Raw genomic sequence first — 12,084 nt, forward strand, 5'->3', positions numbered from 1 at the left:
TAAGTCATCATCTATAGAGGGAAGAAGGAATTAATTATGAAGAAATTTATGATTGCGACACTTAGTGGCGCAGCTTTGATACTATTTGGAAACGCTGCTGCAGCTGATATTGATGCAGGTAAAAACAAAGCTGCTGAAGTCTGCGCATCCTGCCATGGCATAGACGGAAACAGCCCGGCACCAAATTTTCCACATATTGGTGGCCAGCACAGAACATACCTTGAAAAAGCTTTAAAAGATTATAAATCCGGCACTCGTACCGACCCAGTCATGAACGGTATGGCTGCCGCCTTAAGCAATGATGATATTGAAAATCTTGCTTTCTATTATTCCAGCCTGCCAGGTAAATTGAATTCAAACAAATAATAATCAAGAAAATTATAAGAATACAATAGGATATCAATTTTTAAGTGATTGATATAAAATAATAATTCTTAGTGCTGACTATAAACGGAATGTGGACGAATTGGGATACGTCCACATTTCGTTTTTTATTTCCGTCAATTCTGGGTTTATTGTTTTTTGTGCCGTGAGCTGAGTATGGTTTTCTGTCAAACGCCATGGCAGCGTTTCTCAGGGGAGCTCGATTGAAACAAAAACACCCGCATGATCTGATACCCCCACCTGATTATTATCGACAAGATCATTAAATACAACGCTGCTTTGAAGAATGCGAGCTGGTGTCTTAACAAAAAAATAATCAATGCGCCTCGCCGAATCGCCAGCATCCAGAGTGGAAACGCCTACAGTACAGTGCTGGTCGGCAATTCCTGTATTATCGCACAAACTTTCCAGGAGCCTTCCATTTGCATAAGCATCAGTAAAGCCAGTTTCAATAATACTGTCATAAAAGATGCGTTCTTCAAACGGATCAGTGCGGAAGCGGTCAATATTAAAGTCACCGCCGAGAATAACCGGGTTAGTCTGTGGATAATTGCTCTCAGTCTCATTAATGAACGTTAACAATACCTGAAGCTGTGCGCCAAGTTCATCGGCACTGCATTGTGCGCATAAGTGCGTATTGTATACATTGATAAATCCGAGTTCGGGAATTTTCAGGCGCGTCATCATCACATTCCTGGGTAGTTTGATGTCATGTCCCTTGAATTCCAGTTCTGAAGCTTTGGGCAACCGTTTCGTCATTTTAAAATCAATTTCGCAGCGGGACAGAACTGCGTTAGCTACCATTAAAAGTCCCGGCAGTCCAGTTTCAAACGCGGTTTGCAAATCGTAAGCGTGTCCCCGTTCACGCAGCTTACCTTGAAGATCAAGCGCGCTGTTGGCGGTTCCTACCAAAACACCACCGGCTACTTCTTGTAACAGAATAACGTCTAACGATGTATCTGAAGCAAAATCGGCAATTGCCTCCAGCCGTGAATCACGCGTCTGGGTTTCAGAAAACAACAGATTGATTGTCAATAAATTTAAATGTCCACGATCTGCAACGTCATTACAGCTATTTAACTGTGTACCGCCGCCAGAATCCGGCGGCAAGCCGCTGCAACCTGATATACCCAGAATGCCCAGCAATATTACAAACCATAGTAGTTTCATAATTTATTCTCCATTCGTAGTCGCATGATCTAATCTATTGGATAGCATAAATTTTTTCATCAATCCTGTATATCTGATCGCTATACAAACGCTGACATATTCGGAAATGACAATTTATCGTACCACGGTTAGTGGTTCTGCGGAGAACTGCTTGTATCCTGAGTTGTAACAACGTGTTCAGTACTGCGCACGTCATGTTACTGTGAAAAGATAACGTTGTGTCTTTGTTTGCGACGAGTTGATTTTAATCGATGACTCAGGCCGTGAGGATTCGGGTAAAATAACAACTTTTGATATAAGTGCAAACCAGTAATGATGAACAGAAAATTAGTGGTCTGGTTAGCCGCATAGCTAAAAAAATTTCTAGCACACACACAATAGGGAGATATAAATGAATCTTAAAAAATACAGCACTGTTTGCGCCATCGGAATGAGTATCATCTTGTTTGGATGCGACAGTGTGCCGGAGGCGAATGTAGTCAATTGTTCGGGGAGGGGAATGGAGAAATCATTGGCTGCCTTTAAGAATGACGAAGCAGCGAGACAGGCATTTCTAGACAAATGCAACGCGCTGGCACAAGAACAATAAACTGCGCATCAAACCAGATACCGTCCCAGCGTCTGTTCCGGTGTTGTTTCGATCACAACCGGAACAAAGCGGGACACAACCAAAACAGGTATGTGACTTGGCAAACAGATTTTTTTGCATGGCTTACACAGGGTCCTTCAAAACCATTCGTTGATGATTTTTCTGTTTTAAGGCAAGCGGAATGGCAACGTGGATTTTCGTAGCCATTATGATATACCAGTCTTATCTGCTCAATTGTCACCGGAAATCGAGTCCAGATTTTTCGCTGCTTTCCGGTATCCCAGTTCGATCATTTCTGAAGCGCGTTCAAATTCCAGTGTGCCGCATGCATTCCTGGCAATTTCAATTGTATGATCAGGAGGATAAGCTGCCAGCTTCTGCCTGGCAATTGTGCTTTGCATGGCGTCGATTGCTTGATTAACAACATCATAAGCATCCAGATCGATGCCGTCTTTCAAAACAACCTTTTGCTGAAGGTTTTTGATAAAACTCGCAATTCTTTCATGAAAACTATTCGATTCGTTGGGTAGTTCGACGGGTCTGTCATCCAGCGCCGGGGAGTTTTTTGGTGGCCCGCACAGATTGACTGCGATGGTTATTTCGGTTCCATCGCCAAAGGTTGGCGCGATTGGTACTGGATTTAGCACGCCCCCGTCAATCAAGTTGACTCCTTTGTAATTATAGGGTGTAAACAGCATCGGCAGCGAGATAGATGCCCGAATGGCGCTGAACAGTTCTCCGGAATTTATCCATATTTCTTTTTCATTTGTAATATCAGCGGCTACCGCGGTATATCGTACCGGGAGATCTTCGATTAACTGGTTACCAACCAGGTCAACTAATGTATTGATGACTTTATCTCCTTTAAAAAAACCGGTTGTGCTCCATGATATATCAAGCAGCGAAATGATATCCATTTTAGTGACTGCCTTAATCCAGTGCTCGAATTCCGCCAGTTTTCCAGATGCATATATGCCGCCGACGAGCGCGCCTATGGAGCAGCCAGTAATGGATTTGATCTCGTAGCCATTCTCGTTCAGCCAGTGAATAATCCCGATATGTGCCAATCCACGTGCTCCGCCACTGCCCAATACAAGTGATACGGTTTTTTTCATAAAATAGCCAAATCCTGTTACAAAGGGCGACATTATCCACGAACGGGCGTGTCTTGACCAGAAAACGGACAACGATACTGTGTTTTGTTGTTTTGTTTCTGAAAGTGATCGGCCCCCAGTGCCGGAGTTTTTGTGTAGGTGCTGTCCAATTTTTTTTTGCAGGAACGGGCAGAAGTGCAGGACCTCTGCCCGTTCAACAAAACAACAATTGCTATGTTTTACGCGACAGGCGGGCGGTGATGACAAAAAACAGCGGTACGAAAAAAATGGCCAGAAATGTAGCCGCCAGCATGCCGCCAAATACGCCGGTGCCGATTGAATGACGACTCGCCGCACCTGCACCGGATGCCAGCACTAATGGCAGCACACCGAGAATGAAGGCCATCGAAGTCATGATAATCGGCCGGAAGCGCAGGCGGGCAGCTTCCAGTGCTGCTTTTGTCAGTGACATGCCTGAGGCGTAACGCTGACTTGCGAACTCCACGATCAGTATGGCATTTTTTGCTGCAAGCCCGATCAGCGTGATCAGTCCGATCTGGAAATAGACATCATTGCTAAGCTCTCGTGTCCAGATCGCCAGCAGTGCACCAAGTACGCCGAAAGGTATGATTAAAATAACCGCCAAAGGTGTCGACCAGTTTTCATATAGCGCGGCGAGTACCAGAAATACCATGAGCAGCGCAAATGCGAAGATCATAACAGACTGGCCGCCGGCTTTTTTTTCCTGCAGGGAAATACCGTCCCAGTCAATAGTGTAGCCATCGGGCTTGAGTAGTTCTTCGGCCAGTTGCTCAAGTGCGGCGATGGCCTGACCTGAACTGTAGCCGGGTGCGGCCGCGCCGAGTACAAGGGCTGAATTGAATCCGTTAAAGTGCGTAACAGGGTCGGGGCCGCTGCTAAAGTAAGTAGAGACAACGGTATCCAGTGGCACCATGGTTTGCTCGGCATTATTCCGGGTGCGAACAAATATTTTGCTGATGTCTCCGGGGCTAGAGCGGTATTCCGGGGGAGCTTCGGTCTGTACGCGGTAAACTCTGCCGAATTTGATGAAGTCGTTGATATACATGTTTCCGAAATAGGCCTGCATGGTATCGAACACTTCCGAAATCGGCACGCCCAATGACTTGGCCCGTTCCCGATCTATCTGTGCAAAAAGTCGTGGCGTGTTGACACGGAAATTTGTACTGGCTTTGGCAATTGCGGGGTGTTCAGTTGCCTTTGCCGTAAATTCTTGCGCTGCTGCCGCAAATTCACCAAAGTCGCGGCTGACTGGATCCAGCAGCTGTAGCGAAAATCCACCGGTGGCGCCCAGACCGGGTATTGCCGGTGGATTGAATGCTAGGATCAGCGCGTCGGGAATTTTTGCAAATTCTGCGAATGCTGAACTGATAAGTCCCTGGGCCTGCTGACTCTGATCCTGACGCTCATCCCAGTGATGCAACGGTACGAACATGGTTGCCTGATTGGTGCCACGCGTATTGAAGACGAAATTCTGTCCTGCCAGTACGTCGGTGGAATGTACAGCCGGATTTGATATGAAATAATCTTCAAGTTTTTCGACTACGTCGATGGTTCTGGCTTTCGAGGCGCCTTCGGGCAAGTGAAAAATCGTAATGAAATAGCCTTGATCTTCTTCGGGCAGAAAACTTTTGGGGATAGTCTGGAACAAGCCGGCTGCAACGACGATCAAGACCGCAAAAAATGCAATTGCGATGAATGAACTTTTCAATATCGTATCGACTGCTCTGACATAACGTTTCTGCATCCATCCAAATATACGGTCAAACAGTTTCCAGAATGTATTTTTTGGAGCATCAAGACCCGGTTCGAGTACCAGAGCACACAGCGCAGGACTTAGCGTCAGAGCAACAAATCCGGAAATTGCAACCGAAACGGCAATAGTGATGGCAAACTGTTTGTACAGCTGTCCAGTGATGCCCTCCAGAAAGCCAACGGGAACGAATACGGCTGCCAATACCAGTACTGAGGCGATTACCGCACCGGTCACTTCGTTCATCGCCTTGATTGCTGCGTCTTTGGGCGACAGTCCGCCCTTGGTGATATTACGCTCAACATTCTCGACTACAATAATGGCATCGTCGACGACGATACCGATTGCCAGTACCATCCCGAACAGTGTCAGCGTATTGATCGAAAAACCGAGTGCATACATGCCTGCCATAGCGCCGATCAGTGAAATGGGTACGGTAACTGCGGGTATCAGGGTCGCGCGCCAGCTTTGCAAAAACAGAAACACTACAAGAATGACCAGAATTGAAGCCTCTATCAGTGTTTTAAAAACTTCGTTGATTGAAACTTCAATAAATTGTGTTGTGTCGTAAGGCACATCATATGACATACCTGTTGGGAAACTGCTTGCGAGTCTTGCCATTTCTTCACGCACTTTTTTAACGGTTTCAAGTGCGTTGGCGCCGGGTGCGAGAAAAGTCAGTAGAAACGTGTTGGGAATGCCGTTCCAGCGTCCTTCGAGATCATAGGACTGGGCGCCGAGTTCGACGCTGGCAACGTCGCGCATGCGCACCATGGAACCATCCGGATATGCTCGGATAATCATTTCCTCGAATTCCTGGACTTCGCTCATGCGACCACTGGTGATTACCGGAATTGTGAGCTCCGTTCTTTTCCCGGTTGGCTCGCGGCCGACCCTGCCTGCCGGAAAATCCCGGTTTTGTTCACGTACTACGTTGGCAATCTCGGTGGGAGTAATGTTGAGCTGTGCCATTCGCACCGGATCCAGAATCAGTCGCATGGCATAATTTTGTGCACCATAAACAACTGCGTCACCCACGCCGGGGATGCGCTTGATATTGTCCAGTACCTGGATCAAGGCATAGTTGGAGATATAGACAGGATCATGCTTGGGGTCGGTGGAGTTGAGAGCGACAACCGCAAGCAGATTGGGCGACATTTTTTTAACTGTTATGCCCTGACGGATCACTTCATCCGGTAACTGCGGCTCAGCCAGTTTTTGCCGGTTCTGCGTCTGGACCTGCGCAATATCGACATCCGTCCCGATTTCGAATGTCAGGCGCATCACCATGTGTCCGTCATTGGTGCTGGTGGAATCATAATACAGCAGGTTGTCGATGCCTGGCAGCTGTACCTCAATTGGACGCGCTACCGATTCGGCTACAACCTCCGCGCTCGCACCCGGGTAGTCGGCTTCAATCTGTATCATGGGCGGTGCAATTTGTGGAAATTGCGCCACTGGCAGTTTTTGTGACGAAACCAGACCGACTATAACGATGAGTATGGACAATACCGATGCAAATACCGGTCGTTCAATAAAAAATCGTGGATTCATAACGTTTCCTGAGCGCCTGTATTTTCCTCGGGTGTATCATTTGTGGTGACAGTAACCTGAACTCCCGGCTGAACGCGGTGAAAGCCGGCTACCATGACGCGTTCACCGGGTTCGATGCCGCTTTCAATCAGCCAGTCGTTGTCGTACCACATACTGGCTTTCACCGGGCGCAGCTCGACTGCATTTTGTTCGTCGATCACATAGACGAACGCACCGTTAACGCCGTGCTGTACCGCGCGCTGTGGAATCAGTATGGCATTTGGCCGTACGTAACCGATTAGACGAACCCTGACAAACTGCCCGGGCAGAAAATCTGACAATCCCGGTACGAAATAGCCGGATGGGTTCGGAAATCTGAAGCGGCCCTGCAGTGTGCCGGTTTCAGGTCGTATCGTGACTGCGGTAAAATCCAGTACCCCCTCTTCCCCATACACGCTGCCATCGGCAAATGTCATCACGCCCCGCAACTGATACAGATCCGGCCGCTCTATTTTTTTTTCCGCCAGTTCCTTGCGTCGCCGAAGGATATAACTTTCCGGAACGTTGACGCTGACATACATCGGATTGAGCTGGTCTACGGTGGTGAGCAGCGTTGTCTGGGCTGAGACCAGCTGGCCTTCATAATAGTTGCTGCGGCCTACTCTACCGTCGACAGGTGCTTCAATACGGGTATTGTCCAGATCGAATTTGGCCTTGACGAGATCGTTCTGGGCGGCTTCCAATGCGGCTTCTTCGCTGAGTACGTCGGCTATCGCATCATCAACATCTTTCTGGCTGACAGCCTGTTCTTCGAGTAGCGGCTGCACGCGCGCAAGGTTCTGCTTGACTTGAACAAGGCGGGCCTTATGTTGCGCCACTTTCGCTTTCATAGCCTGATAGATTGCATTAAAAGGCACAGGATCAATCAAGTAGAGCTTGTCCCCTTTTTTAACATTCCGGCCCTCAGTAAATAAAACTTCCTTGATGATTCCTGAAACCTGTGATCGTATCTCGACGGGGCGGAAAGCTTCTGTCCGTCCGATAAATTCTGGCTCGTCGGGAACGGTTCGTGCTGAAACCGTAATTACTTCGACCTGGGGCGGTGGTGGATTTTTTTCTGTGGTTTCATCCGCAGCACAACCGACAATCAGTGCCAGACAAAGCCCGAACGATAAAATCCTGAGAAAGACTTTGTACGGATTAATAATTTGTTCGACTGTCATGATTTGAATATTTAACATACTGTTATTGTCTGTTTTCATATTTGCCCGTAAACCGGTAAGAAGCTGTCAGTTTTGTTCACTGGTTTCGTTTTCATGGTGCCATCCTCCGCCCAACGCTCTGTATAATTGAACAATTGATACCAGGTGCAGGCGATGCGTTTCGGTCAGTGAAAATTCCGCCTCAAACAAATTACGCTTGGCCAGCAACACATCGACATAACTCGTAATACCGCTTTTGTAACGCAAATCCGCAACATGTAATGCGGATCGCAGTGCTTCAACCTGTTTCTGGCGGGCTTTGCGCTGCTCGCTGGCGGTTCGGATCGTGACAAGTGCGTCTTCGACTTCTCTGAAAGCGAGCAGAATTGTTTGTCTGTAATTCGCCAGTGTCTGCGTAACCTTGGCTTCGGCAGCGCGTTGCTCGAAACCCAGAATAGTTGCGTTGAACAATGGCGTGGCAAGCCCTACGCCACCCGTGCCAAAATCTGAATCCGATAGCAAAAGATTGGACAATGCGGGACTGGCTACACCCATCAGTCCGGTGATCGAGAAACGGGGAAAACGCATGGCTTTTGTCATACCGACGCGGGCTGTTGCTGCTGATAATGCCTGTTCGGCCTGCAGAATGTCCGGGCGTCGCTGTAACAGTTCTGATGGCAGCCCCGCAGGAATTTCAGGCGGAATGTGCTGTTGGGTCAAAGACTGCGCGCGTATTATCGGTGCCGGGTTTCTGCCCAGTAGCACATTGAGTTCGTTTTCTTTGTTTACGACCAGACGATCAAACTCGGCCACACGTGCGACTGCGTTTGCACGTTCGGCCTCAAACTGGTCCAGGTCGAGACGGGAAATCAGGCCGCCTTTCAGTTGCGCCCGGGAAATAGCGACAGATTCTTCCCAGGAGGCCAGTGCACGATGCGCGATGTTCCGTTGCATGTCATATTGCAGCAGATCAAAGTAAGTCTGGGCGACTGCGCTGATGAGCATTAAAATGATTGCCCGGCGATTTTCCTCCTGTGCGAACAGATCTGCGCGCGCCGCTTCGTTTGATCGCCGGATTCTGCCCCAGATGTCAATTTCCCAGTTTAATGTGCCCATACCGAAGTAGTTAAAATCGGTCGGGAATCCAGCGCGGGGGAATCCGCCGAGCGTACCAAAAAACGGGGCGTTAATGTTGCCATCCAGTTTGGGCAGAAAATCCATGCGTGCAATGTGTGAGCGCGCCTGAAATTCTTCAACAAGGGCGGTAGCCTGTTTCAGATCCTGATTGTTCATCAGCGCCTCTAGTATTAATTTCTGTAGTGTTTCGTCCCGCAGAAATTTCCACCAGGGCAGTGTTGCGATTGACGCCCCTTCAAGTTCTGTCATTCGGAATTGTTCATTCACTTCAATCGCCGGACGTCTGTAGTCCGGACCCATAGCGCAGGCTGTCAGGAACAGGCAGAAAAGTAAAATGGTTATGCGCGTCCGGTGTTGCTGAAAGAGTAGCATCATGAAAAAAAGTGTAGAAATGCGATTGAAAAAATTAGTCCAGCGGTTCTGGCAGTTGTCTGAATATTATCATTGTTGCCTTTTGCTTGATTCCAGTGTTTTTGCAGGACTGAACCCGGCAATATCATATTGATAGAGTACTAGTCTTTAATTTTACTTGATATAGCAGATATACTATAAATACAAATCCAAGCAAAAGTTTGGAGCCATAGATAAGGTCAGTATGTACAAGTCGATCAAATACACAGTCCAGCTGATGAATGGCCGGTGTTGAGTTTGATGGCGACAGTTTTGACAAATAATGCGGATACCGAACGTTTTCAAGTCCTTTGTTGCTGTTTTCAGTATTGTGTTGCTGGGTAGCTGTGCCAATCTGACCTACTATGCGCAGGCAGTAAACGGCCATATGGACGTCATGCGGCGTGCCGAACCGATCCGTAGCATCATCGACAGCCCCGATATTGACTCGGATTTGAAACAGATTCTCAGTCAGGCCGAAGCAATGCGTAAATTCGCCAGTCAGGAACTTCAACTGCCTGACAATCAAAGCTATACCCGCTATGCTGATTTGGAAAGACCTTATGCAGTCTGGAATGTTGTCGCGGCGCCAGAGTTTTCTGTTCGACTGAAACGGTGGTGTTTCGTCAAAGCAGGTTGCGTAAGTTACCGTGGTTTTTTCTCGCAGGCCAGGGCTGAACGTTTTGCCAGCCGCCTTCGGGCGCAAGGTTACGATGTACATGTTGGCGGTGTGCCGGCGTACTCCACACTGGGGTGGTTTAATGATCCCATTTTGAACACATTCGTCCGTTCCGAACTGGAACTGGCGCGCCTGATTTTTCATGAACTGGCGCATCAGGTTGTTTATGTGCCGGGTGATACAGTCTTCAATGAATCTTTTGCTACGCTGGTCGAACAGGAAGGTATACGACGCTGGCTTGCCCATCAGGGGAAATCCGGGGAATATACGGCATACCGTGCCCGGCGTGATACGCAAACAGCTTTCAATACACTTGTTATCAGTCATCGTGAGCGGCTGAAGACATTGTATGAGATGGATGTCAGCGATGCGGAGAAACGTGCAGCCAAAGCGCATATTTTAAATGATCTTCGTGCTCAGTTTTTATTGCTAAAAAGTAGCAGGCCCGGATTTGGCGGTTATGAGAACTGGTTTATAAAACCGCTCAACAACGCACGCCTGGCGACTGTATCCGTTTATACGCAATTAATTCCTGCCTTTCAGGCGCTGCTTATATTGCAGGATGGCGATATGGCACGTTTTTTTGCTGCGGTCAGGGCAATCGGTAAGCTTCCCCGATCGGAACGTGCTGATGCACTGCAAAAGGCGATCCATACCAGCCGGCAAAGCAATCTTGCCGGCTTGGTTACGCAGCAGCCTCAATGACGGACGGCTATTCAGCATGAATTATCAGCGTTGCCAGCGATCGATGCTGTACGTGCCTGCACCGTATACAGCTAGCAGTATTAAACCACCCGCGATAGCAATATTTTTCTTGAACATAATGAGCTGCATTTGATCACTGAAGTCATTATGGAAAAGTACTGCGGCTGCGATGGTGAACAATGCCAGTATGATCGATACCCAGCGGGCTTTCCAGCCGGCTATCAGTGCCAGGCCGCCCCCAAGTTCGAGCAGAATGACAAGCGGTAACAGTTCGCCGGGCACGCCCATTGCATTCATGTAGCCCTGCGTATTTTCATATCCGCCGATTTTGCTGTAGCCAGCCAGAAAAAATATCTGGGCCAACAGTATGCGTGCGGTCAGTTCGCTGATTTTTTTCATTTTAATATCCTTTGGTAAGTTACGGGTTATTTGTTTCGATGAAATAATGCTTTGTCGCGTACAAGCTCATTGGTTTGATAATCATGCACAGCCTGTTCAATTTCTGCCCTGGTATTCATGACAAACGGACCTTGTCGGACGATAGGTTCGCTAATCGGTTTGGCGTCAGCCATCAAAAACCGGGCGCCATGCTCGCCGGCGATAAACTCGGCTGAGTTGCCAGCGCCGCCGTTAGTGTCGGGGACGAACAGTGATCGGGATCCCATATCATGGCCAAGCAGTTTGCCGCCGCCTTCAAAGACATATATAAATCGATTGTGTCCGGCGGGAACTGTAACGTGAAATCGTGCACCGGGACGTATTTGCACATCGTAAAGTGACGTGGATGTAAGGTCATCCTTGATCGGTGCAATGGCGTTGTCAAAGCTGCCCACCAGCACTTTGACTGTGTAGGCGGTTGTGCGGACAACGGGAAAATCTGTTGCTGCATACTCCTGGTATTCCGGGCGGTCCATTTTGTGTGCCGCCGGCAGGTTGATCCATAGCTGGAAGCCGCGCAACAGGCCATCCTTTTGTTTGGGCATTTCCGAGTGAATGATGCCGCTGGCCGCCTTCATCCATTGAACCGAACCGGGGCCCAGATCGCCGCTGTTGCCAAGACTGTCTTTGTGCGTCATGATGCCATCCAGTATGTAAGTCAGGGTGACAAAACCGCGGTGCGGATGAGATGTGAATCCGGCAACATAGTGATCCGGGTCGTCGCTGTCGATATGATCCAGCAATAGAAACGGATCAAGCTCTCGCAATCGTGGTGTGCCAATGGTACGAAATACGGTAACGCCTGCTCCTTCTCGAGTCGCTGTTGCCGAGATTGATCGAAGGGTATCTGTTGCTATATCCATGACTTTTTCTCCGTTTGAATTATGATAAAGTCTGTTTTTTGTGACACGTACATTATTACTGTTATGTTATTAAGAATAAACATGTATTATTGGAAATAATTGTTCTCG

General features: G+C 48.3%; 10 protein-coding genes. 3 read left to right on the top strand and 7 right to left on the bottom strand.

The features are described 5' to 3' along the window. Positions 1–36 precede the first annotated feature (36 nt). Complete coding sequence (locus tag BMY62_RS04755) at positions 37–366, top strand: c-type cytochrome (RefSeq protein WP_090657190.1); 330 nt, start codon at positions 37–39, stop codon at positions 364–366. A 207-nt stretch (positions 367–573) separates the two neighbouring features. On the opposite strand, the gene BMY62_RS04760 is transcribed toward BMY62_RS04755, so the two are convergent. Then, positions 574–1,554: an endonuclease/exonuclease/phosphatase family protein gene (locus BMY62_RS04760; protein ID WP_090657192.1), complete on the bottom strand. Its 981-nt coding sequence runs from the start codon at positions 1,552–1,554 to the stop codon at positions 574–576. Between the two features lie 391 nt (positions 1,555–1,945). On the opposite strand from BMY62_RS04760, the gene trbK reads away from it, so the two are divergent. After that, positions 1,946–2,143, top strand: a complete 198-nt coding sequence (trbK, locus tag BMY62_RS04765) for an entry exclusion lipoprotein TrbK (protein ID WP_090657194.1) — start codon at positions 1,946–1,948, stop codon at positions 2,141–2,143. 230 nt (positions 2,144–2,373) lie between these two features. Here the strand turns inward: trbK and BMY62_RS04770 are convergent, their stop codons facing one another. The 4 genes from BMY62_RS04770 to BMY62_RS04785 form a co-directional block, all read right to left on the bottom strand. Further along, positions 2,374–3,258 carry a patatin-like phospholipase family protein gene (locus BMY62_RS04770; protein WP_090657196.1) on the bottom strand — a complete coding sequence of 295 codons (885 nt, stop codon included), beginning with the start codon at positions 3,256–3,258 and terminating at the stop codon, positions 2,374–2,376. Positions 3,259–3,469: 211 nt separating this feature from the next. Then, the gene (locus BMY62_RS04775) at positions 3,470–6,583 is read right to left on the bottom strand and encodes an efflux RND transporter permease subunit (protein ID WP_090657198.1); all 3,114 of its coding nucleotides are present in this window, start codon (positions 6,581–6,583) and stop codon (positions 3,470–3,472) included. Beyond that, entirely contained in the window at positions 6,580–7,785 is a 1,206-nt protein-coding gene (locus BMY62_RS04780) for an efflux RND transporter periplasmic adaptor subunit (protein ID WP_256207421.1), read from the bottom strand. The genes BMY62_RS04775 and BMY62_RS04780 overlap by 4 nt, the downstream gene beginning before the upstream one ends. Before the next feature lie 66 nt (positions 7,786–7,851). Further along, positions 7,852–9,276, bottom strand: a complete 1,425-nt coding sequence (locus tag BMY62_RS04785) for an efflux transporter outer membrane subunit (RefSeq protein ID WP_256207422.1) — start codon at positions 9,274–9,276, stop codon at positions 7,852–7,854. Between the two features lie 298 nt (positions 9,277–9,574). Between BMY62_RS04785 and BMY62_RS04790 the strand changes: the two genes are divergently transcribed. Continuing rightward, positions 9,575–10,675 (top strand): aminopeptidase, encoded by a 1,101-nt coding sequence (locus tag BMY62_RS04790; protein ID WP_090657200.1) that lies wholly within the window; start codon positions 9,575–9,577, stop codon positions 10,673–10,675. 24 nt (positions 10,676–10,699) lie between these two features. Here BMY62_RS04790 and BMY62_RS04795 read toward each other — a convergent pair whose 3' ends face one another. Both BMY62_RS04795 and BMY62_RS04800 read right to left on the bottom strand, forming a co-directional pair. Next, a complete protein-coding gene (locus BMY62_RS04795; protein ID WP_090657201.1) occupies positions 10,700–11,074 on the bottom strand; it encodes a DoxX family protein in 375 nt (124 codons plus the stop codon). 26 nt (positions 11,075–11,100) lie between these two features. Further along, positions 11,101–11,976 (bottom strand): pirin family protein, encoded by an 876-nt coding sequence (locus BMY62_RS04800; protein WP_090657204.1) that lies wholly within the window; start codon positions 11,974–11,976, stop codon positions 11,101–11,103. Positions 11,977–12,084: the final 108 nt, after the last annotated feature.

Source organism: Nitrosomonas marina (genome assembly GCF_900111605.1).
GTDB lineage: Bacteria > Pseudomonadota > Gammaproteobacteria > Burkholderiales > Nitrosomonadaceae > Nitrosomonas > Nitrosomonas marina_A.

Coding starts and splice junctions, on each gene's coding strand:
- BMY62_RS04755 (WP_090657190.1), top strand. CDS start 37: ATGAAGAAATTTATGATTGCGACACTTAGTGGCGCAGCTTTGATACTA.
- BMY62_RS04760 (WP_090657192.1), bottom strand. CDS start 1,554: ATGAAACTACTATGGTTTGTAATATTGCTGGGCATTCTGGGTATATCA.
- trbK (WP_090657194.1), top strand. CDS start 1,946: ATGAATCTTAAAAAATACAGCACTGTTTGCGCCATCGGAATGAGTATC.
- BMY62_RS04770 (WP_090657196.1), bottom strand. CDS start 3,258: ATGAAAAAAACCGTATCACTTGTATTGGGCAGTGGCGGAGCACGTGGA.
- BMY62_RS04775 (WP_090657198.1), bottom strand. CDS start 6,583: ATGAATCCACGATTTTTTATTGAACGACCGGTATTTGCATCGGTATTG.
- BMY62_RS04780 (WP_256207421.1), bottom strand. CDS start 7,785: ATGACAGTCGAACAAATTATTAATCCGTACAAAGTCTTTCTCAGGATT.
- BMY62_RS04785 (WP_256207422.1), bottom strand. CDS start 9,276: ATGATGCTACTCTTTCAGCAACACCGGACGCGCATAACCATTTTACTT.
- BMY62_RS04790 (WP_090657200.1), top strand. CDS start 9,575: ATGCGGATACCGAACGTTTTCAAGTCCTTTGTTGCTGTTTTCAGTATT.
- BMY62_RS04795 (WP_090657201.1), bottom strand. CDS start 11,074: ATGAAAAAAATCAGCGAACTGACCGCACGCATACTGTTGGCCCAGATA.
- BMY62_RS04800 (WP_090657204.1), bottom strand. CDS start 11,976: ATGGATATAGCAACAGATACCCTTCGATCAATCTCGGCAACAGCGACT.